Consider the following 23,946-nt stretch of genomic DNA (forward strand, 5'->3'; position numbering starts at 1 on the left):
TCTAGTCGATGAAGCGGAGCTGCGCGCCGGGCATGATCCGCCCACCGGCCTCGACCTCCGCATAGAAGCCAAGGTCGCCGTGGCCCTGGTAGTCGCGGATGGCGATCGGCAGGTTCACGTCGCGGATGGCCCGCCCGGGGTCAACGCTGGTGGCGGCGCAGCGCCGGGTACGCCGGACCACCTTCAGCACCACCTCGCCGACGGCCATCCGCCGCCCCACCCATTCCAGCTCCGACCAGGGGAGCGCGCCGGAGAAATAGAGGTTGGCGCGGAAGCGGATGGGATCGAGCGCCATGGACAGGTGCGTGGAGAGGTCGTCCACCGTGTCGAGATTGATGAGCGAAATCGAGCGCATGAGCGCGACCGAATGGACGCTGACGTCGGTGAACTGATGCCCCGCGGCATGGACGACCTCCGGGCTCCCCGGCAGCGGCGCCTGGACGACGGCGGCGAGGAAGCGCGCGAGGGCGGCGCGGCCCTCAGCGTCATCGAGCGGGAAGGTGTGCGTCTCGTCCCCGTCGCGGATTTCCAGCCGGTCCGGCTGCTCCAGGTATCGGGACTTCAGGCGGGCCAGGCTCTCATACCGGGCGAGCATGAGGAACTGGGTCTTCGGGGCAGGCCGCGGCGCGGCGGGATCGAACGCGAGCGACCCGTCGGTGACGGCATAGGCGCGATCGCCGGGAAAGCCGAACCCCGCCTCGAGCGCAACCTCCGCCATGGGCTCGGCGGACAGGCCCTTGAACGGATACCGGAACAGGGAGACGACACGCATGTTCACCTCACGGGGAATGCGGGCGCGGCGATCGCTGCGTGACCGCCGCGCACCGGCCTACTGGGCGATGGCGCAGGCGCCGGGCGTCATGGGCGAGACCGCATCGGCCGCGGCAACCGTTGCCAGCAGCGTGTAATAGTCCCACGGCGCCTTGGATTCCTTCGGAGTCTTCACCCGCATGAGCTGCATCTCGTGCTCATGCAGGCCATCGGGCCGGATCCGGCCGCCCCGCGAGAAGAAGTCATCGATGGGACCGGCCTTCATCTGGGCGACGACCTTGGCGCCGCTGTCGGTACCGGCCTTGGCAACGCTCTTGAGATAGTGCGTCGCCGCCGAATACATGCCCGCCTGCACCATGGTGGGCATCTTCCCGGTGCGCTGGAAGAAGCGCTTGGCGAACTGCCGGGTCGCCTCGTCCCGATCCCAGTAGAAGGCGGTGGCTAGCAGCAGGTTCTGCGCCTGCTGAAGGCCCATGGAATGGACGTCCGTGATGAAGGTCAGCAGCGTCGCCACCCGCTGGCTGCCATCGGCGGAGATGCCGAACTCGGTCGCCCCCTTGATGGCGTTGGTGGTGTCCGCGCCGGCGCTGGCGAGGGCGATGACCTTGGCCTTCGACGCCTGGGCCTGGAGCAGGAACGAGGAGAAATCCGCGGTGTTCAGGGGGAAGCGCACGCTGCCCAGAACCTTGCCGCCGCTGGCCTTCACCACGTCGGCGGTGGTTTTCTCCAGCCCATGCCCGAAGGCGAAATCGACCGTCAGGAAGAACCAGGTGTTGCCGCCGTCGCGCACGATGGCCTTGCCCACCACGTTCGACAGCATGGTCGCGTCGTAGATGTACTGGACGCTGTTGGCGGTGCAGGAATCCGTCGTCACCTTCGGGGAGCTGACGCCGCCGAGGACCACCACCTTGTCCTTCTCCCGCGTCACGCCCATGACCGCGAGCGCCACGGCGGAATTGGAGATGTCGAATATGGCGTCCACCTTGTCCACGTCGTACCAGGACCGGGCGACGGAGACGCCGATGTCGCTCTTGTTCTGGTGGTCGGCGACCACCACCTCGACGGGCGTCTCCCTGACCTTGCCGCCGAAGTCCTCGACCGCCATCTTGACCGCGGCGTAGGAGCCGGGCCCCGCGTAATCGGCATAGGGGCCCGACATGTCGGTGAGAACACCGAGCTTGATAATTCCGTCGGAGTAGGCGCTGGCGCCCGAATTCTGTGCAGATGCGTGCGTTGCGGGCATCAGCAAGGCCAAAGCGGCCAGCACCGAAGCAAACGACCTTAGGTGATCCATCTTGGACCCTCGTTCTGGAAGTGATCGCCTGGAATTTTTCCCAGTTTGATTGCCTTCCAGTTCCCATCGGGCCGCATGTCTTCACAAGCTATTTATTCACGCGGATGAATGAGTTCAGCTAATCCGTCCGGCATGGGGCGGCCGCATCGATGGCGTCATCGGGCCTGCATCCTCAATCCGGCGTCGAGCCGGAACACCGCGCCGTTCACCATCGGGTTGGCGACGATGCCGAGGACCATCCGGGCGAACTCGTCGGGCCGGCCGGCGCGCTTCGGGAACGGGATGACGTCGAAGACGCGATCCTGCACCTCCTGCGTCATCGCCTCCACCATGGGCGTGCCGAACAGGCCGGGCGCGATGGCGGCGACGCGGATGCCGTGGCGCGCCAGCTCGCGGGCCGCCGGCAGGGTCAGGGACGCCACGCCGCCCTTCGCCGCCGCATAGGCCGTCTGGCCGATCTGACCTTCATAGGCCGCCACCGATGCGGTGTTGATGATGACGCCGCGCTGGCCCTCCGCGTCCGGCTCGTTTCCCGCCATGGCGGCGGCGGCGAGGCGGAGCCAATTGTAGGTGCCCGTGAGGTTGACCCGGACGATGCGCTCGAACTCCGCCAGCGAGCCCGGACCCTCCTTCTCCACGATCCGCGCGCCGGGTGCGATGCCCGCGCAATTCACCAGCAGGTGCGGGCGGCCGCGTTCGGCGAGGATGCGCCCGAAGGCGGCTTCGGACGCCGCGCCGTCGGCGACATCGCAGGCGAGTGCGAGCGCCCCCGTCTCTTGCGCGAGGGCCGACATGCCCGCCTCCTGCAAGTCCACCAACGCGAGGCGGGCACCGAGGCCGGCGAGGCGGCGCGCGGTCGCGTTGCCAAGGCCGGAGGCGGCGCCGGTGACGATGGCAACCTTGTCCTTCAGATCCATGATGACCTCATTCATCGGGCATGGGGCGGCGATCGCCCCGCGGCGGCGGGACGGGCGAAACGATCGGGGATGAAATTCGCGTGCGGCTCAGGCGATCGCGTCGACGAAGCGCACGAAGCGCTCCAGTGGCTCACGCACCGTGGTGAAGGTGTTCTCCGGCGCTGCGGGATCGGCATGGCCGAGCGCCATGCCGCAGACGATCATCTGCGTCGGGGGAATGGCGAGGCGCTGCGCGATGACGGCGCCATAAGCGTTGAAGGCGGCCTGCGGGCAGGTATGGAGGCCGAACGCCCGCGCGGCGATCATGATGTTCTCGAGGAACATGCCGTAGTCGAGCCAGGAGCCCCGCTCCAGGTCGCGGTCGATGGTGAAGATCAGCCCCACCGGCGCGTCGAAGAAGAGGAAGTTGCGCGCGAGTTGCCGGCGCATCCGCTCGCTGTCCCCCTTGGCGATGCCGAGCGCGCCATAGAGATCCCACCCCACCTTGCGGCGGCGGGAGAGGTAGGGCTCGCGCCACTGGCGGGGATAATAGGCAAATTCCTCCGTCCCCGGATCGCCGGCGAGGGAGAGGGCATGAAGCTCCTGCGCCAGCGCCGCGAGCGGTTCGCCCCGCAGCACCAGCACCTGCCATGGCTGGATGTTGGTGCCGGAGGGCGCGCGGGCCGCCAACTCCAGAATGGCCGCGACAGTCTCGTCGCGGACCGGCGTCGGCAGGAAGGCGCGGATGGAGCGGCGCGAGCGGATGGCCTCTTCGGCCGAGAGGGCGCCGGACGGGACAGCGGCGGGGGAGGATGCGGGCGCACTCATTTTCCGGGCATGTCCACGGGGGTCGCCATGTCGAGATTGGCCAGCTCGTAGCCTCGCTTGAAATCGAGGATGTGCTTTTCCATCCAGTCCCGCGCGCGCTTCTCGTCATGGTCGCGCACGGCGGCGAAGATGGCCTCATGGGCCACCAGCAGGCGCTCGCCGGCATTGAGGCGCGACATCACCTTCAGGAACGGCGGGTAGAATAGCTCGGAGAGCGGCGTACGGGCCATCTGGATGGCGCGGTTGCGGGTGGCCCGGGCGACCAGCTCATGGAACTCGATGTCGAGCGCGGTGAGGCTGGTGGAATCCTTCAGCGCCTTGCGCGTCTCCTCGAGATTGCGCTCCAGCGCGGCGAGGTCGGCCTCATCGCTGCGCTGGGCGGCGGAGGCGGCCGCGGCCGGCTCGATGGCGAACATGGCCTCCCACAATTCCTCGAACGTCACCTGGTGGAGCACCATGGCCGCGGTGAGCCGCCGCGAGATGTCACCGGACTGGGGAATGGACGCATAAAGCTTCTTCTTGCCCGCCTCGCGCCGGACGAAGCCGTTCTGCTCCAGCACGCGGATGGCCTCGCGGATGGTGGAACGGTTCACGCCCAGCTTCTCGGCGAGCCCGGCCTCGGAGGGCAAAAGATCCCCCGGCGCGATTTCGCCCGCCAGGATCTTGTCCTCGATGGTGCGGGCGACGAGACGGAAGGCGGGCTCCACCTGCACCGGATCAAGCGCGAGCGTCATCGGAAACCATCCTCTCGGCGGCGCGGGCCTTCTCCAGGTCCCGCAGCACCTTGCGTTGCACCTTCCCGGTCATGGTCTTCGGCAGCTCGCCGAGAAACGCGATGGCGCGGGGATATTTGTAGGGAGCGGTGACACGCTTCACGTGATCCTGCAAGGCGGCGGCCAGTGCCTCGTCGCCGGTGAAGCCGGGGCGCAGCACCACGAAGGCCTTCACGATCTCGCCACGCTCGGGATGGGGCGCCGCCACCGCCGCGCATTCCTGCACCGCCGGATGATCGAGCAAAGCGTTCTCCACCTCCGAGGGGCCGATGCGGTAGCCGGCGGAATTGATGACGTCATCATTGCGGCCGCGGTGATAGAAATAGCCGTCCGCGTCCACCATGCCGAGGTCGCCGGTGACGAACCAGCGCCCCTCCGGCCCCTCCACATACGCGGCGGCGGTGCGCTCGGGCTCGTCCAGATAGCCGAGCATCATCTGCGGGTTGGGGGTGAGGAGGGCGATGTCGCCCTCGGCGCCCGGCGGCAGGCGGTTGCCCGCCCCGTCGATGATGGCGAGGTCGAGGCCCGGCAGCGGCTTGCCCATGGAGCCCTCGCGCGGGGCGAGGCAGGGATAGTTGAGCAGCGTCATCAGCGTCTCGGTCTGCCCGTAGGCTTCCAGGATGGGGATGCCCGTCGCCGCCTGCCAGCGCGCCGCCACCGCCGGGTTCAGCGTCTCGCCCGAGGAGACGGTGTGGCGCAGGCGGGAGAGGTCGTGCTGGGCGACGCCGGCATCCACCACCCGGAACAGCTCGGTGCCCGGCGCGCAATAGACGGTGACGCCATGGCGCTCCAGCAGCCGCAGGCGCTCCTTGGGATCGAACGGGCCGTCGTAGAAGAAGCTCGCCGCGCCGCAGCTCCACGGCCCGAACAGGATGGAGGTGCCGGCCTTGCTCCAGCCGGTGTCCGCGGTGCACCAGATGGTGTCGCCCGGCCGCAGATCGAGCCAGCAGACGGCCGAGCCGCGCCAGGCATAGAGCCCGCGCGCGGCGTGCAGCACGCCCTTCGGCTGGCCGGTGGAGCCGGAGGTGTAATAGAGGACGGCCGGGTCGTCGGCCTTGACGGCCACCGGCGTGAAGGCCTCGTCGCCGGAGGCCAGCGCCTCCTCCAGCGGCTCGAAGCCGGGCGCGCCGCCAAGGGGGCCGGCAAGGGCGAGGCGCACCGGAACCTCGCCCATCACGTTCGCGAACTTTCCGGCATGCTCGGCCCGGGCCACCACGGCCCGCACGCCGGCATGGCGCACCCGATACTCGATGTCCTTGGCGGTGAGCATCTCGATGGACGGGATCGGCACCGCTCCGAGCTTCAGGCAGCCCACCATGACGATCTGCCATTCGGGAATGCGCGGCAGCATCACCAGCACCCGGTCGCCCTTGCGGATGCCGCGCGCCGCCAGCGCCGAGGCGAAACGGCTGGTGAGGCGCGCCATGTCCGAGAAGGAGAAGCGCCGCTCCTCCCCCGCCGCATTGGCCCAGATGAGGGCCGGCCCGTCGGCCGTGCGGGCGAAATGATCCACCACGTCGGCGCCGAAATTGAACGTCTCCGGCACCTGCCATCGGAAGGTGCGGACGGTTTCGGCATAGTCGGTCATGTTGGGCGCCATTCTGGTCGGCGCCATGTGGCTGGGGGCCATGGTTTCCTCCCGGAGCATTGTGCTCTCTTGGTGCTCTCTTGCGCGTATGGCCTCAGATGGCTCGGCCGGCCTTGAGCGCGGCGATCTCGTCCTCCGAATAGCCGAGGCCTGCCAGCACCTCGCCATTGTGCTCGCCGAGCAGCGGCGGCGGCGCGCGCAGCACGCAGGGCGTGCCGGAATACTTCACCGGAAAGCCGAGCTGGGGAATGGTGCCCTCCACCGGATGCTCCATGGACAGCAACATCTGCCGGTGGCGGGCGTGGGGATCGGCGAACGCCTCCTCCATGGAGAAGACGGGGCCGAAGGGAATGTCGGCGGCTTCAAGCTCCGCCACCCATGCGTCGCGCGTCTTGCGAGCGAAAAGGGCGGCGAGGGTGGCCTTCTGCGCCGCTTCCCGCTCGCCCTCCGGCCACTGCTCGTCCTTCAGCGCGGGCAGGCCCACGGCGTCGCAGAAGCGGTGCCAGAAATGCGGCTCGATGAGACCGAGGGCCACGTGCTTCCCGTCGGCGCAGGCATAGACGTTGTAGCAGGGCGCCTGGCCGATGAAGGGCCGTTCGCCGCCCTTCGGCTCGATGCCGGCGAAGAGATGATCGGCGCCGTGCAGGGACAGCCATGACATGGCGCCGTCGTGCATGGACACGTCCACGAACTGCCCGCGCCCGGTGGTCGCCCGCGCCAGCAGCGCGGCGAGGATGCCCGTCGAGGCCATGAGCGAGCCGCCGCCCACGTCGGCGATGGAGAGGCCCGGCACGATGGGGCCTTCGCCCGCCTTGCCGAACAGTTGCAGCGCCCCCGCCTCGGCGAGGTAATTGAGGTCGTGCCCCGGCTTGAGCCGGCTCGGCCCGTCTTGCCCGTAGCCGGAGATGGCGCAATAGACGAGCCGCGGATTGATCTCGGCGAGGGTGTCGTAGCCGAGGCCGAGGCGGTCCATGACGCCGGGGCGGAAGCCCTCCAGCAGCACATCCGCATCCTTCACCAGCTTGAGCAGGATGGCGCGGCCGTCTTCCGACTTGAGGTTCAGCGTCAGGCTCTTCTTGTTGCGGTTGAGCAGCAGGAAGGAGCCGGACTCCGCCCGGTTCAGCGGCGGGAAGGTGCGGTTGTAGTCGCCGCCCTCCGGCTGCTCGATCTTCAGCACCTCGGCGCCGAGGTCGGCCAGCATCAGCGAGCAGAAGGCGCCCGGCAGCAGGCGGGTGAGGTCGAGCACCTTGAGGCCGGCGAGGGCGAGCGGCGTCGTCGTGGGGGTGAGGGCGTTCATCTGTGGTCTTTCGGATCAGGCGGCGGTCCAGCCGCCATCCACCGCCAGCGAGGCGCCGGTGATGTAGGAGGCCGCGGGCGAGGCGAGGAACAGGCAGGCGCCGACCAGCTCCTGCGGATGGCCGAAGCGGCCCATGGGCGTGCGGCCTGTGACGCGCTCGGCGAGCTTGGGGTTCTGGCGCATGCCCTCGGTCAGCTCGGTTTCAAAATAGCCGGGGCCGACGGCGTTCACCCGCACGCCCTTCTTCGCCCATTCGAGAGCGAGCTGGCGCGTCATCAGCTCCACCCCGCCCTTGGCGGCGCAATAGGCCGTGGTGCGCGCCAGCCCCACCTTTCCGGCCACCGAGGTGATGTTGACGATGGCGCCTTCACCCTGGGCCAGCATCACCCGGCCGGCGGCGCGGGCGGCGAGGAACACGCCGGTGAGGTTGGTGTCCACCACCTCGCGCCATTCGGCGAGGCTGGTGTCCTCGGCGGTCTTGTACCAGGGATTGATGCCGGCATTGTTCACCAGCACGTCGATGCGGCCGTGGCGCTCCACCACGGTGCGGGCCAGCGCCTCCACATCCGCCTCGCTGGAGACGTCGGCGGCGACGCCCTCCGCCGATCCACCCCGGGCGGCGATGGCGGCGGCGGCCTCGTCCACGGTTGCGGCCGTGCGGCCGGTGAGCACCACATGGGCGCCCGCCGCCGCGAATCCGTCCGCCACGGCCCGGCCGAGCCCGCGCCCGCCGCCGGTGACGATGACGACCTTGCCCGCAAGGCCGGGCATGGTCGTGGGCGTGGGCGTGGGATCGGGCAGGGAAAGGGCGAGGCCCATCACGCGGCCCTCCCTTCCGGCAGGGCCTTCACCGCCGCGCCACGGGCGAGGCGGCGGGCGATGTTCCAGCGATGGACCTCCGACGGGCCGTCATAAATGCGGAACCCGCGCACGTCGCGGAAGATGCGCTCCACCTCCGTGTCACGCGTCATACCGAGGCCGCCGAGCACCTGGAGCGAGCGGTCCACGACGCGGAAGATGGCTTCGGAGGCGAACACCTTCACCATGGAGCTTTCCACGTTGGCCTTCTCGCCCTTGTCCAGCAGCCAGGCGGCGTGGCGGATGGCGAGGCGGGTGGTGTGGAGATCGATCTCGTTGTCGGCCAGCATGAAGCCGACCCCCTCATGGGACAGGAGCGTGCCGCCGAACGCCTCGCGCCGGCCCGCATATTCGGTGGCGATGTCGTGCGCGCGCCGCGCAGCGCCGAGCCAGCGCATGCAGTGGGTGAGCCGCGCCGGCACGAGCCGGGCCTGGGCATGGCGGAAGCCCTCGCCCACGGCGCCAAGCACGTCGGATGCGGGAACGCGCAAATTCTCCAGCGCCACTTCCGCGTGGCCGCCCGTGAAGGAGCTGTCGAGGGTGTCGAGCGCCCGCACGATGCGCACGCCCTGCGTCGGCAGATCGGCGAGGAACATGGTGGCCCCCACGTCCCGCCCCTCCACGATGGTGCGGGCCATGATGATGGCGAAGGCTGCGCCCTCAGCCCCGGTGATCAGCCATTTGAGGCCGTTGATGACAAAGTGGTCGCCGTCCTTCACCGCGGTGGTCTTGAGCAGCGACGGATCGGCCCCGGCGCCGGGGTGGGGCTCGGTCATCAGGAAGCAGGAGCGCGTCTCGCCCGCCGCCATGGGCGCGAGGTAGCGGGCCTTCTGGGCTTCGCTCGCCACCTCGGCGAGGAGGTGCATGTTGCCCTCGTCCGGCGCGGCAATAGCGAGCGCGATGGGGCCGAGCATGGAATAGCCCGCCGCCTCGAACACCACGGCCTTGCCGAGGTGGGAGAGGCCGAGGCCGCCCCATGCCTTCGGCACGTGCGGGCTCAGCAGCCCGGCGGCGCGCGCCTTGGCCACGAGATCGCGGCGCAAATCGTCGGTGGGGCCGTGGGCGGTGCGGCGCGGGTCGGCCTCGAAGGGCAGCACCTCCTCGCGCACGAAGGCCGCCGTGCGGGCCTCCAGCGCCGCGAGATCCGGGGGCAGAGCGAAATCCATGGGCCTCGCCTTCAGAATGTCTTGTCGTTGACGATGTCGAGGGTGAAGTCGAAAAGCGCCTCCGCGAGCGCTCCGAACCCGGCATAGCGCGGGTCCGATGTCTCGCCGGCGCGGTGCCGGGCGTGGAGCTGGTGGAACACCACGCCGAGCTTCAGCATGGTGAGCACGCGGTAGGGCTTGAGCCGGGAGAGATCGCGCCCGGTGGCGCGGGCATAAGCGTCCGCCGCTTCGGCGCGGGTCATGAAGCCGGGGCGGGCCGTGGGCATCTGCGCCAGCTCGTGCATGCAGTCGGGATCGGACGGCTCGGTCCAGTAGCTGAGCAAGGTGGCGAGGTCGAACAGCGGGTCGCCCCGGGTGCCCATGTCCCAGTCCACCACCGCCACGGGCGCACGGGTGGCGGGATCGAGCAGCACGTTGTCCAGCTTGAAGTCGTTGTGGAGCAGGGTCGGCGCCTGCGCATCCTCCACGTCCGCGGCGGCGAGCCAGCCGGCCACGGCCCGTGCGGCGGGCGAGAGGGCGCCCTGCGCCACCCGCTCGGCCCGGCCGATCCATCCCGCGGCGGTGCGGGCGAAGAAGCCCCCGGGCCGGCCCAGGTCGCCGAGCCCCACGCGGGCGGGGTCCACCCGATGGATGGCGGCAAGGGTTTCGACCAGCATGCGCGAGAGCCCGGCGCCGGTCTCCACCGTGGCCGGAAAAGGCGTGAGGCTGTCGCCGCGCAGGGCGACGCCGGGGCGGAATTCCATGAGCTGGAACGGCGCGCCCGCAACGCTCGGGTCCGCGCACAGATGCAGGCTGCGCGGGGCGAGCGGCAGCTCCCGCCAGAGGTTCGACAGGATGCGGTGCTCGCGCGCCATGTCGTGCGCGCCGGGCGGCAGGGGCCCATCCGGCGGGCGCCGCAGCACCGCCCATCCGTCCGACACGCGCACGAGAAAGTTCAGGTTGGCGAGGCCACCCATGAACTGGCGGGGCACGAAGGCGGGATCGAGGCCGATGCCATGGACCGCCAGATGACGACCGATCGCCGGCCAGTCGAGCCCCCGGCTCTCGGCCGCGCCGCGCAGGGCGACACCGGCCGGCACAGCCGGCTCCAGCCCGGACGCACCGACGTCCCCCTCTGCGGTGCCCCCGCCTTCGAGCACGTGAACAACCTCGACCATGGAGCGTGACGCCTCGTTTTTGTCGGACTAAAATTGTCCGACTGAAATCGCATGGTCAAGCGAAAATTTTGCGTCAACGAGATGCCTCAGGCGGCCGGAATTTCGGCATTTTATATCAAAATCAGCATGTTGATTATGGGTTTCACCTCTCTCGCTCCGAGATTGACGGCGCGGCGATTTTGGATTTATGGTCCGATCATCCGATAAAGATGCCGGACCAGAATTCCGGCCTGGAGGATGACGCCATGCCTCAATGCCTCACCCCGCGGCGCTGGAAATCCGTCGCGCCGGCCTGTCTGCTTGCCCTCGTCTCGACGCTTGGTCTCGCCGCCCCGGCGGCCGCGCAGACGGCGACACCCGCAGCGACGGGCGCACCGATGGAGCAGTTCGTGCCCATCGCCATCTACCGCACCGGCCCCTATGCGCCGGGCGGCTCCGGCATCTACGGCGCCTATGCGGACTATCTGGCGCTGGTGAACGCCCGCGACGGCGGCGTGAACGGCGTCAAGCTCGTCTATGAGGAATGCGAGACCGGCTACCAGCCCGACCGCATGATCGAATGCTACGAGCGGCAGAAGGCGAAGGGGCCCACGGGCGCCGCCGCCTTCACGCCCTCCGGCACGGGCGGCGTCTATGCCCTCATCGACCGCATGACGGCGGACAAGATCCCCTCCGTCACCATCGGCTACGGCCGCACCGATTCCTCCGACGGCCGGATCTTCCCCTATTTCTTCCCGCTCATCTCCAACTACTGGAGCGAGAACACCGCCACCATCCGCTATATTGCAGAGCGCGAGGGCGGACTTGAAAAGCTGAAGGGCAAGAAGATCGCCAACGTGGTGATGGACTTCGCCGCCGGCCGCGAGACCCAAGCCATCCTCGATGCCCAGGCCAAGCGCTTCGGCTTCGAGGTGACCACCTTCCCCATCGCCCCGCCCGGTCTCGACCAGCGCGCGGTGTGGCTGCAGGTGCGCCAGTATCGGCCGGACTGGGTGCTGTTCCGCGGCTGGGGCGCGGCCACCCCCACCGGCATCAAGGAAGCCGCCCGTGCCGGCATCGCCCGCGATCGCATCCTCGGCTGGTGGTGGTCCGGTTCGGAAGAAGACGTGACGCCGGCGGGCGACGCCGCCAAGGGCTTCATCACCGCCCAGTTCCACGCCACCGGCCCCGACTATCCGGTGTTCACGGACATCAAGAAATACGTCTACGCCAAGGGCCAGGGCAATGTGGAGGAGAACCGCATCGGCTCCGTTTATTACGTGCGCGGCGTGCTGCACGGCGTGACGGTGACGGAGGCCATGCGCACCGCCATGGCCAAGTTCGGCAACCGCCCGCTCACCGGCGACGAGGTGCGCTGGGGCCTCGAGCACCTGGTGATGACGAAGGACCGCATCAAGCAGCTCGGCCTCGAAGGCCTGATGCCGGAGATCAAGGTGACCTGCGCCGACCACGAGGGCGACGGCGCCATCCGCTTCCAGCAGTGGGACGGCAGCAAGTGGGTGATGATCTCGGACTGGATCAAGTCCGACCAGTCCATGGTGCGCCCGCTCATCGAGGCGTCCGCCGCCCAGTACGCCAAGGAAAAGGGCATCACGCCCCGCGACTGCGCCGGCGAGACCAACTGAGCCCGGGGGGCCGCGGCGCCCCCCTTTTCACCACGCGCGGGGCGGCGGCGCCCCGTTTCACCACCAACGCGCGGAGAGGCACGCCATGAGCGGGCAGGATCCCCTTTTGTCCGTGGCCGGGATCGAGGTGATGTATGGGCGCCTCGCGCTGGTGCTGCGCGGCCTCACGCTCAGCGTGCCGAAGGGCGGCATCGTCGCCCTGCTCGGCGCCAACGGCGCCGGCAAGACCACCACCATGAAGGCCATTGCCAACCTGCTGCGCGCCGAGCGCGGAGAAGTGACCCGTGGCGCCATTCATTACGATGGCGCGCGGATCGACGGGCTGGATGCCTCCGACCTCGCCCGGCGCGGCCTGTCCCTGGTGATGGAGGGCCGCCATGCCTTCCCCACCCTCTCGGTGGAAGACAATCTGAAGGTCGGCGCCTACTCCCGCAGCGACCGGGCGGTGGGCGAGAGCCTGGAACGCGTCTACCACACGTTTCCCCGCCTGAAGGAACGGCGCCGGCAGCCGGCCGGCCTGCTCTCCGGCGGCGAGCAGCAGATGTGCGTCATCGGCCGGGCGCTCATGGCCCGGCCGCGCATGATCCTTCTGGACGAGCCGTCCATGGGCCTCGCGCCGCTGCTGGTGGAGGAGATCTTCGCCATCATGCAGCGCCTCAACCGGGAGGAGGGCATGACCTTCCTCCTCGCCGAGCAGAACGCCGCCGTCGCCCTGCGCTACGCCACCTATGCCTATCTGGTGGAGGGCGGCCGCGTGGTGCGGGAAGGGCCGGCTGGCGTGCTCGCCGCCGATCCGGAGATCCGCGCCTCCTACCTCGGCCTCGACGCGGCCGCCGAGGCCGACGGCACGGCCCTCGCGGCGCGACGCCGCCCGCGCTGGCTCTCGTGACCCGCGCCCCCGCGATCCCCGCCATGGCCCAAGGGACAGACCCCGTCATGAACCTCGCCCCCGACCATGCCGCGATTGCCGCCGCTGCCCGGAAGGAGACGCTGCCGGGTGCGCTCATCGCCGCCGCCCGCCGCCATGCCGGCCATCCGGCGATGCGCCACAAGCGTGGCGGCATCTGGCGCACCTGGACCTTCCAAGACACGCTCGCCCGCGTCGCGGCGCTGGCGCGCCTGTTCGAGGATGCCGGCCTCGCCGAAGGCTCCCTCCTCGTGACCGTGGGCGAGAACCGGCCGGACCTCTACGCCGCCCTCCTCGCCGCGCAGGGGCTCGGCGCCGCAGCCATGCCGCTCGCGCCCGAATTCCTGCGCCGCTTCGGTGCGCCGGAGGCCGAGCCGGCGCTGGTGATCTGCGAGAGCGAGGACGCCGCCCGCGTGTGGCGCGCGGTCGGCGGCGGCGGCGTGGCGCTGCGCCTCGATGCGCTGGATGTGCCGCCGGAGGACGCGGGGGCGGATGCCGGCGCGTGGTTCGCCTGGCGCGCCGCGACGGTGGATGGCGGGCGCACCGCCCTCGTCCTCCATACGGACGGCGCCGACGGCGCGCCCCGCCCGGTGGCGCTCTCCCACGACCAATTGCTCTCCGCCGGCCACGCCCTTGCGGCCCGGCTCGCCCTTGGGCCGTCCGACCGCCTGCTGGCATTCCTGCCCATGTCGGGCAGTGCCGATGCCGCCCTGAGCCTTGTCGCCCCGCTGGTGTCCGGCGCCAGCGTGCATTGCGTCGAGGGGCCGGCAAGCTTTCCGTCGGATATTCGGGAGGTGGCGCCCACGGTGCTCGGCGCGCCGGCGCGGGCGCTGGAGCTGATGGCGCGGGACGCGAGCCGCCGCCTCGCCGCCGGCGGGCCGCTGACGCGCGCGCTCTCCCGCTGGGGGGCGGTGGGCGGCCCGGGTGCGGGGCTGCTGTTCACGGCCCCGCTGCGCAACGCCATCGGCCTCAGCCGCTGCCGCCTCGCCTTCGTCACCTCCGGCGCGCTGGAGCCGGGCTGCGCCGGGCGCCTGACAGCATGGGGCCTGCCGCTGGACCGCGATCTCGCCCTGGACGAAGACGGTGCGCCGTGCTCCCGCTCTGCCTTGTCCGACACCCATGCCGGCCGGCTGCGCAGCATCGAGGCCCTGCTGCGCGCCGAGGAGGGCATCGACCGGGCGCGCGTGACCCCGGCGGGCGACGGGCTTCTCGCCCGCCTCGCTGTCGTTGCGGCGGCCGACGACGCCGACGATGGCGCCGAGGCCGCAGCCCGCGCCCAGGCGGCGGTCGAGCGGGTGAAGGCGCGCCTCGCGGCCGATGCCGGCCTGGGCGGCAAGACCATCACGGCCATGGAGATCACGGCCGAGGGCTTTGGGCCGAACGAACTGACGCTGGAGGGAGACACCCGCCACAGCGCCCCCGCCGTCCCGTGGGCCACCGCCGCGGCGAGCCGCGGCGCGCACGCCGCACGCGCCCCCGGCCCGCTCCTCATGGATGTGCGCAACGTCAACGTGGCCTTCGGCGGGGTGAAGGCGCTCACCGACGTGTCCCTCGCCGTCCATCAGGGGGAGATCCTCTCCATCATCGGGCCCAACGGGGCGGGCAAGACCTCGCTGCTCAACGTCATCAATGGCGTCTACCACCCGCGCTCCGGAACCATCAGCTTCGCCGGCAAGGCGCGGGCGCGCATGCGGCCGGCCTTTGCCGCGCGCTCGGGCATCGGCCGCACGTTCCAGCATGTGGCGCTGTTCAAGGGCATGAACGTCATCGACAACGTGCTGGTGGGCCGCGCCGCGCGCTTCCACGGCGGGCTGCTCGGCAAGCTCCTGCGCCTGCCCTCCGCGTCGGCGGAGGAGCAGCGCGAGCGGGAAGCGGCGGAGCGCATCCTCGCCTTCCTGGAGCTGGAGCACCTGCGCAAGAGCCCCGTGGCGAGCCTGCCCTACGGCATCCAGAAGCGGGTGGAGCTCGCCCGCGCGCTCGCCACCGAGCCGAAGCTGCTCCTGCTCGATGAGCCCATGGCCGGCATGACCCACGAGGAGAAGCGCGACATGTGCGGCTTCATCCGCCGGGTCAACGAGAGCTTCGGCACCACAGTGCTCATCATCGAGCACGACATCGGCGTGGTGATGGGCCTGTCCGATCGCGTCGCGGTCCTCAACTACGGCCGCAAGATCGCCGACGGCACGCCGGCCCAGGTGCGTGCCGACCCCGAGGTCATCGCCGCCTATCTCGGGTCCGCCGCCCTCGGCGAAGCCGCGTGAAGGAGCACATCATGGGCGACTTTTCCTTTTTTCTCGAAGTGGTGGTGGGCGGCCTCCTGTCCGGCGTCATGTACACGCTGGTGGCGCTCGGCTTCGTGCTCATCTTCAAGGCCTCGGGCGTGTTCAACTTCGCCCAGGGCGCGATGGTGCTGTTCGCCGCGCTCACCTTCGTCGGCTTCCTGGAGTTCGGCCTGCCCATGTGGGCGGCCTTCCTCGCCGCCCTCGCCGCCATGCTGGTGCTGGCGGTGGCCATCGAGCGCACGGTGCTGCGCCCGCTGATCGGGCAGGATCACATGATCCTGTTGATGGCCACCATCGGCCTCTCCATCTTCCTGGAGGGCTTCGCCCAGCTCATCTGGGGCACGAGGGTGCGCGGGCTCGACCTCGGCATCTCCGACGAGCCCATCGAGATCGGCGGCATCCTCATCTCGCAGTTCGACCTCTCCGCCGCGGTGATGGCGGCGGTGCTGGTGGCGGTGCTGTCCGTCTTCTTTTCCTACACCAAGGTCGGGCGCGCGCTGCGCGCCGTCGCCGACGACACCCAGGCAGCGCAGGTGGCGGGCGTGCCGCTCGGCTTCATCTGGGCAGTCGTGTGGGGCGCCGCGGGCTTCATCGCCCTCGTCGCCGGCCTCGTGTGGGGCGCGCGGCTCGGCGTGCAGTTCGCGCTGACGCTGGTGGCGCTGAAGGCGCTGCCGGTGATGATCCTCGGCGGCTTCAACTCCATCGCCGGCGCCATCGTGGCGGGGCTCGTCATCGGCGTCTCGGAGAAGCTCGCGGAGATCTATCTCGGCCCGTTCGTGGGCGGCGGCATCGAGAACTGGTTCCCCTACGCGCTGGCCATCGCCGTCCTCCTCATCCGCCCCGCCGGCCTGTTCGGCGCGGCGCGCATCGCGAGGGTCTGACCCATGTTCTACCGTGACGCCGGCGCCCTGAAGACGTCCTACGCCCAGGAACAGGCCATCTTCCCCGTGGCCCTCGACCGCTGGGCGGTGGTGGCCCTGGTGGCCGTGGGGGCGCTGGTGGTGCCGCTGGTGGCCGGGCCCTACTGGCTCGGCTCCATCCTGCTGCCCTTTCTCATCCTGTCCCTCGCGGCCATCGGGCTCAACATCCTCACCGGCTATGCCGGCCTGCTCTCGCTCGGCTCGGGGGCCTTCATGGCGGTCGGGGCCTATGCGGCGGTGAACCTCGTCATCCGCCTGCCGTGGCTGCCCTTCCCGGTCTCCTTCGTGCTGGCGGGAGCGGTGGCGGGGGCGGTGTGCCTCGCCTTCGGCCTGCTCTCCCTGCGCATTCGCGGCTTCTACGTGGCGGTGGCGACGCTCGCCGCCCAGTTCTTCATCGAATGGATCTGCACCCACATTCCGTGGCTGGTGCTGAACACTCCCTCCGGCGTCGTCTCCACCCCGACGCTCTTTCTCTTCGGCCATGCCTTTTCCTCGGTGCCCGCGCGCTATCTCGTGGCCTTCGCGACGGTGGTGCTGCTGGCGGTCCTCGCCAAGAACCTGGTGCGCTCCTCCACCGGCCGCGCGCTGATGGCCGTGCGCGACCAGGAGACCGCCGCCGCCCTCACCGGGGTGGACACGGCGCGCGCCAAGCTCACCGCCTTCGCCGTGTCCGGCTTCTATTGCGGGGTCGCGGGCGCGCTGTGGAGCTTCCTCTATCTCGGCAATGTGGAGATCGAGGCCTTCTCCCTGCACCGCTCGTTCCAGATCCTGTTCATGGTCATCATCGGCGGCCTCGGCTCCATCCTCGGCGCGTTCCTCGGGGCGGCGTTCATCGTGCTCCTGCCCGTGGCCATCGCCAACGCCGCCACCCTGTTCGGCGAGGCGCTGAAGCCGGACGTGCTGGCGAACCTCGAACTGATGATCTTCGGCGGGCTCATCGTCACCTTTCTCATCATCGAGCCCAACGGCCTCGCCCGCCTCGCGGTGAAGGCGAAGGAACGGCTGCGGCGCTGGCCGCTGGCCTATTGAGACCCGGCGCCAAGGCCGGGGTCCGACAAAAGGCAGATGCACTGCCGACACAGGGAGGAAACGCCATGAAGACCACCCTCGGCCGCCTCGCAGGGGCGGCGCTGATGATGCTTGCGCCGTTCGCCGCGCCGCCGCCGGCGCTGGCGGAGGAGTTGCGCCTCATCTTCGACATTCCGCTCAACCACCCGCGGGTGCCCTATTTCACCGCCATGGCCGACCAGGTGGCGAAGTCCACCTCCGGGCGGCTGACCATCGCCGCCAATCCCGGCGGAACCATCTATCCGGGCTTCGCCTCCCTCGAGGCGCTCAAGGCCGGGAAGGCCGACCTGACCTTCGTCAACGCCGCGAACCTGGAGCGGCTGGACCCGCGTTTCGGCTTCATCAACCTGCCGTTCGCGCTGGACGATGCGGCCATGGCGCAGCCCGCCGCGCGGACCGGCGTCGTGGGGATTCTGGACAGCCTCGCCCGCGGGCAGGACCTGCGCGTCATCGGCCTGATGCGCGGGGCCGACCAATTGTTCGTGTTCCGCGACAAGCGCGTCGCCACCCCGTCGGACCTGAAGGGCCTGAAGATCCGCGTGGCCGGCGCCGGCATCTATGAGGACATCATGCGCCGCCTCTCGGCGGAGCCGGTGGTGCTGCCCATTCCGGAGATGAAGCCAGCCTTCCTCCGCGGCGCCCTCGACGGTGTGTTCACCTCGCCCGGGGCCTGGACCTCGCAGCTCGGCATGGAGGCGCCGAAGGCCACCCATGCGCCGGGGCTGATGATGATCACCTACGTGCTCGTCGCCCGCGCGGACGCCCTCGACCGCCTCAAGGCGGAGGATCGCGCCGCGCTCCTCGCCGCCGCCCGTGCCGAGGTGACGGAAGCCTGGGGCCGGATGGAAGCCGACGACGCGGCCATCCTGAAGGACATGGCCGCCAAGGGGGCCGCCATCGTCACGGTGAGCGACCTGAAGCCGTGGCGGGACGCGGTGGCACCGGTCGCCGCCACCTTCGCCGCGGGTTTCCCGGACACCTGGCGGGATGTCCAGGCCGCGATCCGCCCCCGCGGCAACTGACGGCCCGCAAGCACCCGCGCAACAGCACCGGCGCCCCATGGGCGCCGGCCGAAACCCTGTCGTCTGGAGCCCGTGATGACCCCTGCCGCCGAGCCCGGCGCCCCGCGCCGTTTCGATCTCATCCGCACGATGGCGCGCGGCCGGGTGGGATGGATCACCCTCGATCGGCCGGACGCCCTCAATGCCCTCAACGCCGCGATGGTGGCGGAGATCGCCGGCGCCCTCGGCCAGTTCGGCGCCGATCCCGAGATTGGCTGCATTGTGCTCACCGGGTCGGAACGCGCATTCGCGGCCGGGGCGGACATCAAGGAGGCGGCGGACCGCACCTACCCGGAAACGTTTCTGGAGGACTTCCTCGCCTCCTGGGATGTCATCGCCCGCATGCGCAAGCCCCTCGTGGCCGCGGTGGCCGGCTATGCGCTGGGGGGCGGTTGCGAGGTCGTGCTGATGTGCGATGTGGTGATCGCCGCCGACACCGCCCGCTTCGGCCTTCCGGAAGTGAAGATCGGCGTCATGCCGGGGGCGGGCGGAACCCAGCGCCTCGCCCGCGCCGTCGGCAAGGCAAAGGCGATGGACCTGTGCCTGACGGGCCGGATGATGGACGCGGTGGAGGCGGAGCGCTCGGGCCTCGTGTCGCGGATCGTGCCCGCCGCGGACCTGCTGGCGGAGGCGCAGCGCATCGCCGAGGAGATCGCCGCGAAATCCCGCGTCAATACGTTGGCAATCAAGGAAACCATCAACCGCGCGTTCGAGACCTCGCTTTCGGAGGGGCTTCTGTTCGAGCGGCGGATGTTCCAGTCCCTTTTCGCAACCCTGGACCAGAAGGAGGGAATGGCCGCCTTCGCGGAAAAGCGCGCGCCGCAGTTTCGCGACAGATGATGCGCCCTCGCCCCTCGCGTTGCCCCCGATCCCCGCCGGCGGGATGAGGACGGGCGCTGGCTACCTTTGCGGCCAGGCGATTGTCGCGCGCAGGCCGGTGCGGTCCGTGCGGTTCTCAAGGGTGAACCGTGCTCCGGCACGGGCGGCCGCGATGCTGACGATGGTGAGGCCGAGGCCGCTCCCCGCGCCGCTCCGGCTGCGGCCCCGGTAGAAGCGGCGCGTCACCAGAGGCAGTTCGTCCTCGGGGATGCCCGGCCCCTCGTCCTCCACGCACAGCCCGCCCGCGCAGGGACGCCAGGCGATGGTGCCGCCGCCGGCGGCATGCTCGGCGGTGTGCTCCACCGCGTTCTCATGCAGGTTCCGCAGCATCAGGTGCAATGCCTCGTGGTCGCCCTTCAGCTTCACCGCGTCGAGGGCGTCGTCCACCACCACCTCAGCCGCCCCGGGCTTCGCCGTCTGGCGCACGATGTCGCGCAGCAGCGCCCCGGCGTCCGTCTCGCCGGCAGCTTCGGGCGGCGGGGACGGAGTGCCTTCGAGCTTGGCGAGCGCCAGCAATTGCCGCACGAGGCGGGTGGTGCGGTCCACCGACACGAGGATCTGCCGCAGCGCGCCCTCGCGCGTCGGCGCGTCATGCGCCGCCAGCGCGATCTGGGCCTGCGTCTTCAGGCCGGCGAGGGGCGTGCGCAATTCGTGCGCGGCGAAGGCCGTCACGTCGCGCTCCTGCCGCCGTGCGGCCTCCACCTTGGCGAACAGGCCGTTGATGGCCTCCAGCAGCGGGCGGATCTCGGCCGGCGCCGCGGCAGGCGCCACGGGGCGCATGTCCTCGCCGTCGCGGGCGGCGATGTCGCCGGCCACCGCATGGAGCGGCGCGAGCCCGCGGCCGACGCTGATCCAGATGAGCAGCCCGAGCAGCGGCACGATGAGGATCACCGGCGCCAGCAGCCCCGCCACCAGATCGCGCACCAGCCGGTCGCGCAGGCCGATGCGGTCGCCCACCATGACCCGCACGCCCTTGTCGGGATCGACGATGGTGTAGACCCGCCACGGCTCGCCATTCACCGTGCGTTCGGAGAAGCCTTCCGCCGGCTCGGCCAGCGCCTCCTCGGGTGCGCCGCCGGATTTCGCGACGAGGCGCCCGTCCAGCGACCAGATCTGGCACGAGAGCTGGCGCTCATAGCCGGCCTCCGGCGGGCTGGTCGCCTGCGCCACCGCCTCGGCGGCGGCGATGTTGCCCCCTGCCACCAGCGAATGAACCATGCGCGCCGCCTCCTGCAGGCGGGTGTCCAGCACATGCTCTAGCTCGCTGCGGCTGGAGGCGTAGATCCATCCGGTGGCGCACAGCCAGATGACGCCGGTCGCGACCAGAAGGATCAGGACCAGCCTGCGCTTGAGCGAGGTCACGCCGCCCCCCTGACGCGATAGCCGAGGCCGCGTACGGTCTCGATGGTCTCGCGGCCCACCTTGGCCCGAAGATTGTGGATGTGGACCTCCACGGCGTTGCTCTCCACCTCTTCCTGCCAGCCGTAGAGCCGCTCCTCGATCTCCATGCGGGAGCGGATCACGCCCGGCCGCTCCATCAGCGTGGAGAGCACGGCGAACTCCCGCCGGGACAGGGTGATGGGCTGCCCGTCCAACGTCGCCGCAAGGGTGGCCGGATCGAGCACCAGCGCCCCCACCTTGAGCAGCGGACCGGCCCGGCCGTGGCCGCGGCGGGCGATGGCGCGTACGCGGGCGTTAAGTTCATCGAGGTCGAAGGGCTTGCCGAGATAGTCGTCGGCGCCGCCATCGAGGCCGCGGACCCGGTCCGGCGCCTCGTCGAGGGCGGTGAGCAGCAGGACGGGCGTCGCATCGCCTTGCGCGCGCAGGCCGGCGAGCACATCGAGGCCGGAGCCGTCGGGGAGCATCACGTCGAGCACCACCGCGTCGAAGCGTGCGGCCGCGAGCGCCGCCCGCGCATCGGCGCAGGTCGTCGCATCGTCCACCGTCGCCCCGGCGAGGCCGAGCCCCACCTTGAGCCCGTCCATCAGGACCGGATCGTCCTCGACGACCAGTATGCGCATCAGGCCCTTCTCCTTCCCCCTTCCCTTCTACCGCGACCTTAAGGCCCGCTTAAGGTAGGCATCCGAGGGAGCGGTCATGGTCGCGAACACGCTCCGCCCTCCCCTGTCGTACCTCCGCCGTCCGCGCGCCGTGCTGGCGCTGGCCGTGCTGTCGGCCATCAGCTCCGCCCCCGCTCTGGCTCAGGGCCGCATCCTCAAGGGGGACGAGGCCTTCACCGTCTCGGCGACACGAGGGACGGACGGCGGGCTGTCCCTGAGCTGGCGTATCGCGCCGGGCACCTATCTCTATCGCGAAAGCCTGAAGGCCGGGATGGGGGGTGCATCCGTGCCCCTCGCCTTGCCGCCGGGCGAGGAGAAGGACGATCCCAACTTCGGGCCGGTGGACGTCTATCACCGCTCGGTGACGGCCGAGGCCACCGGCCTGCCGGCGACGGGGGCGCTGGACATCTCCTTCCAGGGCTGCGCCGAGCGGGGCATCTGCTACCCCGCCGTGACACGGCGGGTGGATCTCGCGACACTCGCCATCACCGCCGCTCCGCCGCGCGTCGAAGCCGCGCCCGTTGAGCAACCGGCGACCGCCGTCTCCCCGGCCGCAGCGTCTGAGGTCCCAGCGCAGCCTGCCGCCCAGCCAGCCGCCATGGATGCGCTGTTCCAGCGGGGACTGCTGCCCCTGCTTGGAGCCTTCTTCGGCCTCGGCCTGCTGCTCGCCTTCACGCCCTGCGTCTTCCCCATGCTGCCGATCCTCTCCGGCATCCTCGCGGGCGGCGGAGCGAAGCCGACACCGGCCCGTGGCCTCGCCTTGTCCGGAGCCTATGGTGTGGCCATGGCGGCCGCCTATGGCGTGCTCGGCATGGCGGCCGCCTGGACCGGGGCCAACCTCCAGGCGGCGCTGCAGACGCCATGGGCCATCGGGCTGATGGCCGCCGTGTTCGCCGGGCTGGCCGGCGCCATGTTCGGCCTCGCCGATCTCGCTGTCCCCTCCGCGCTGGCCGCGCGGCTGCCGACGGGCGGAAGGGGCTCCATCGCGGGCGCGGCGGGGCTCGGCTTCGCCTCGGCGCTGGTGGTGGGGCCGTGCGTGACGCCGCCGCTCGCCGCCGCCATGCTCTATGCGGCTCAGACGGGGGATGCCGCGCGCGGCGGCTCCGCCTTGTTCATGCTGGGCCTCGGCATGGCGGCGCCTCTGGTGGCGGTGGGCGCGTTCGGCGCGCAGATCCTGCCCCGCTCGGGACGCTGGCTTCTCGCCATCAAGCAGGGCTGCGGCGTGCTCTTCCTCGCCATCGCAGCGTGGCTTGCGGCGCGCGTGCTGCCCGACGCCGCCGGCCTCGCCCTCTACGGCCTTCTCGCCATCGGCCTCGGCGTGTTCGCCGGCGGCTTCGATGCGCTCACCGCCGACGCCAGTGCCGGGCGCCGGATCGGCAAGACGGCGGGCATCGCCGCCGTGGCGGGTGGCCTCCTGCTGCTGGTCGGCGCGGCCGGTGGTGCGCGCGATCCCCTGCAGCCCCTCGCCTTCCTCGCCGCGCCGGTTCGCCCGGCCACTGCGGAGGCACGGGAGGTGCGGGTGTCGTCTCCCGCGGCGTTGACGCAGGCGCTCGCCGCCGCCGGTCAGGACGGCCGCCCCACCCTTGTCTCCTTCACCGCCGACTGGTGCACGGTCTGCAAGTCCAACGAGGCGACGATGGCCGAGCTGGCCGCAGCCGCGCGCCTGTCCGGGCTGGACCGCATCGCCGTGGACGTGACCCGGTATGGCGACGGCGCGCAGGCCCTCATGGGCCGCTACCAGGTGATCGGCCCGCCGACCCTGTTCCTCCTCGATCCCACCGGCCGCGAGGTGCCGGGATCGCGCCGCGTGGGCGCGCTGACCCGCGCCGACATCGACCACCTCGCCACTGAAGCGGGCCTCTGACCCCATGACCGAAGGACGATCCATGCGACGCCGGGACTTCATCCGCATCGCCGCGCTCACGGCGCTCGTGCCGGCCGCGTTGGCGGACGCAGGCGGGGCACGGGCGGAAGGCGTAGATGTCAACGCCATCCTCCGCGACCCGGCCGCGCCTACGTTCGGCAATGCGGAGGGCGACGTCACCATCGTCGCCTTCCTCGACTACAACTGCCCCTTCTGCAAGAAATCGGCGCCCGACCTCGCCCGCGTGGTGAAGGAGGACGGGCACATCCGCCTCGTCTACAAGGACTGGCCGGTGCTCACCGAGGCTTCGGTCTACGGCGCGCAGCTGGCCCTCACGGCGACCTATCAGGGCCGCTACGAAATCGTCCACAACGCGCTGATGTCGATCCCCGGCCGCCGCATCGACGAGCCGACCATGCTGAAGGCGGTGGCCGGCTCGGGCGTCGATCTCGACCGGCTGATGGCGGATCTGAAGGCGCACATTGCGGACATCGGCGCGCTCCTGAAGCGCAACGCCGCGCAGGCGGATTCCCTCGGCCTCAGCGGCACGCCCACCTATCTGGTCGGCCCCCTGCTCGCCTCCACCCTCGACTATGCCAGCTTCAAGCGCGCGGTGGCCGAAGCCCGCCGCCGCCAGACCGCAGGGGAGTGA

The 23,946-nt window shown here is 70.6% G+C and carries 21 protein-coding genes and 1 pseudogene; 10 read left to right on the top strand and 12 right to left on the bottom strand.

Going from position 1 to position 23,946, the window contains the following annotated elements:
* Position 1: 1 nt before the first annotated feature.
* From ACT54R_RS05790 to ACT54R_RS05835, 10 genes are all read right to left on the bottom strand, one after another.
* Complete coding sequence (locus ACT54R_RS05790; protein ID WP_476324453.1) at positions 2 to 772, bottom strand: MOSC domain-containing protein; 771 nt, start codon at positions 770 to 772, stop codon at positions 2 to 4.
* 57 nt (positions 773 to 829) lie between these two features.
* A complete protein-coding gene (locus ACT54R_RS05795) occupies positions 830 to 2,065 on the bottom strand; it encodes an ABC transporter substrate-binding protein (protein WP_476324455.1) in 1,236 nt (411 codons plus the stop codon).
* A 155-nt stretch (positions 2,066 to 2,220) separates the two neighbouring features.
* On the bottom strand, positions 2,221 to 2,982 hold the full coding sequence (locus tag ACT54R_RS05800; protein ID WP_476324457.1) for an SDR family NAD(P)-dependent oxidoreductase: 762 nt from the start codon (positions 2,980 to 2,982) through the stop codon (positions 2,221 to 2,223).
* Positions 2,983 to 3,069: 87 nt separating this feature from the next.
* Positions 3,070 to 3,789, bottom strand: coding sequence for a nitroreductase (locus ACT54R_RS05805; protein ID WP_476324459.1), 720 nt, complete (start codon positions 3,787 to 3,789; stop codon positions 3,070 to 3,072).
* The gene (locus tag ACT54R_RS05810; protein ID WP_476324461.1) at positions 3,786 to 4,523 is read right to left on the bottom strand and encodes a FadR/GntR family transcriptional regulator; all 738 of its coding nucleotides are present in this window, start codon (positions 4,521 to 4,523) and stop codon (positions 3,786 to 3,788) included. The genes ACT54R_RS05805 and ACT54R_RS05810 overlap by 4 nt, the downstream gene beginning before the upstream one ends.
* Entirely contained in the window at positions 4,507 to 6,192 is a 1,686-nt protein-coding gene (locus ACT54R_RS05815) for an acetate--CoA ligase (protein WP_476324463.1), read from the bottom strand. Before ACT54R_RS05815 ends, ACT54R_RS05810 begins: the two co-directional genes overlap by 17 nt.
* A gap of 52 nt (positions 6,193 to 6,244) precedes the next feature.
* Positions 6,245 to 7,447 (bottom strand): CaiB/BaiF CoA transferase family protein, encoded by a 1,203-nt coding sequence (locus tag ACT54R_RS05820; protein ID WP_476324465.1) that lies wholly within the window; start codon positions 7,445 to 7,447, stop codon positions 6,245 to 6,247.
* A gap of 15 nt (positions 7,448 to 7,462) precedes the next feature.
* Positions 7,463 to 8,266 carry an SDR family NAD(P)-dependent oxidoreductase gene (locus ACT54R_RS05825; protein WP_476326405.1) on the bottom strand — a complete coding sequence of 268 codons (804 nt, stop codon included), beginning with the start codon at positions 8,264 to 8,266 and terminating at the stop codon, positions 7,463 to 7,465.
* A complete protein-coding gene (locus ACT54R_RS05830; RefSeq protein ID WP_476324467.1) occupies positions 8,266 to 9,471 on the bottom strand; it encodes an acyl-CoA dehydrogenase family protein in 1,206 nt (401 codons plus the stop codon). The genes ACT54R_RS05825 and ACT54R_RS05830 overlap by 1 nt, the downstream gene beginning before the upstream one ends.
* Before the next feature lie 11 nt (positions 9,472 to 9,482).
* Positions 9,483 to 10,628 (bottom strand): phosphotransferase family protein, encoded by a 1,146-nt coding sequence (locus ACT54R_RS05835; protein ID WP_476324469.1) that lies wholly within the window; start codon positions 10,626 to 10,628, stop codon positions 9,483 to 9,485.
* A 245-nt stretch (positions 10,629 to 10,873) separates the two neighbouring features.
* Here ACT54R_RS05835 and ACT54R_RS05840 point away from each other — a divergent pair, with 245 nt between their 5' ends.
* From ACT54R_RS05840 to ACT54R_RS05875, 8 genes and pseudogenes are all read left to right on the top strand, one after another.
* Entirely contained in the window at positions 10,874 to 12,253 is a 1,380-nt protein-coding gene (locus tag ACT54R_RS05840; protein WP_476324470.1) for an ABC transporter substrate-binding protein, read from the top strand.
* An 85-nt stretch (positions 12,254 to 12,338) separates the two neighbouring features.
* Positions 12,339 to 13,142 carry an ABC transporter ATP-binding protein gene (locus ACT54R_RS05845; protein ID WP_476324472.1) on the top strand — a complete coding sequence of 268 codons (804 nt, stop codon included), beginning with the start codon at positions 12,339 to 12,341 and terminating at the stop codon, positions 13,140 to 13,142.
* A gap of 47 nt (positions 13,143 to 13,189) precedes the next feature.
* A pseudogene (locus ACT54R_RS05850) lies at positions 13,190 to 14,011 on the top strand (AMP-binding protein); the annotation flags it as partial.
* A 639-nt stretch (positions 14,012 to 14,650) separates the two neighbouring features.
* On the top strand, positions 14,651 to 15,421 hold the full coding sequence (locus tag ACT54R_RS05855; RefSeq protein WP_476326407.1) for an ABC transporter ATP-binding protein: 771 nt from the start codon (positions 14,651 to 14,653) through the stop codon (positions 15,419 to 15,421).
* An 11-nt stretch (positions 15,422 to 15,432) separates the two neighbouring features.
* On the top strand, positions 15,433 to 16,323 hold the full coding sequence (locus ACT54R_RS05860; protein WP_476324474.1) for a branched-chain amino acid ABC transporter permease: 891 nt from the start codon (positions 15,433 to 15,435) through the stop codon (positions 16,321 to 16,323).
* A 3-nt stretch (positions 16,324 to 16,326) separates the two neighbouring features.
* Entirely contained in the window at positions 16,327 to 17,391 is a 1,065-nt protein-coding gene (locus ACT54R_RS05865; protein ID WP_476324476.1) for a branched-chain amino acid ABC transporter permease, read from the top strand.
* A gap of 65 nt (positions 17,392 to 17,456) precedes the next feature.
* Positions 17,457 to 18,452 (top strand): TRAP transporter substrate-binding protein, encoded by a 996-nt coding sequence (locus ACT54R_RS05870; protein WP_476324478.1) that lies wholly within the window; start codon positions 17,457 to 17,459, stop codon positions 18,450 to 18,452.
* A gap of 75 nt (positions 18,453 to 18,527) precedes the next feature.
* Entirely contained in the window at positions 18,528 to 19,331 is an 804-nt protein-coding gene (locus tag ACT54R_RS05875; protein ID WP_476324480.1) for an enoyl-CoA hydratase, read from the top strand.
* Between the two features lie 60 nt (positions 19,332 to 19,391).
* Here ACT54R_RS05875 and ACT54R_RS05880 read toward each other — a convergent pair whose 3' ends face one another.
* The gene (locus tag ACT54R_RS05880) at positions 19,392 to 20,732 is read right to left on the bottom strand and encodes an ATP-binding protein (protein ID WP_476324482.1); all 1,341 of its coding nucleotides are present in this window, start codon (positions 20,730 to 20,732) and stop codon (positions 19,392 to 19,394) included.
* Positions 20,729 to 21,391 (bottom strand): response regulator, encoded by a 663-nt coding sequence (locus tag ACT54R_RS05885; protein WP_168459517.1) that lies wholly within the window; start codon positions 21,389 to 21,391, stop codon positions 20,729 to 20,731. The genes ACT54R_RS05880 and ACT54R_RS05885 overlap by 4 nt, the downstream gene beginning before the upstream one ends.
* A 76-nt stretch (positions 21,392 to 21,467) precedes the next feature.
* Between ACT54R_RS05885 and dsbD the strand changes: the two genes are divergently transcribed.
* Positions 21,468 to 23,294, top strand: coding sequence for a protein-disulfide reductase DsbD (dsbD, locus tag ACT54R_RS05890; RefSeq protein ID WP_476324484.1), 1,827 nt, complete (start codon positions 21,468 to 21,470; stop codon positions 23,292 to 23,294).
* Between the two features lie 22 nt (positions 23,295 to 23,316).
* A complete protein-coding gene (locus ACT54R_RS05895; RefSeq protein ID WP_476324486.1) occupies positions 23,317 to 23,946 on the top strand; it encodes a DsbA family protein in 630 nt (209 codons plus the stop codon).

The organism is Xanthobacter sp. DMC47 (assembly GCF_056313845.1).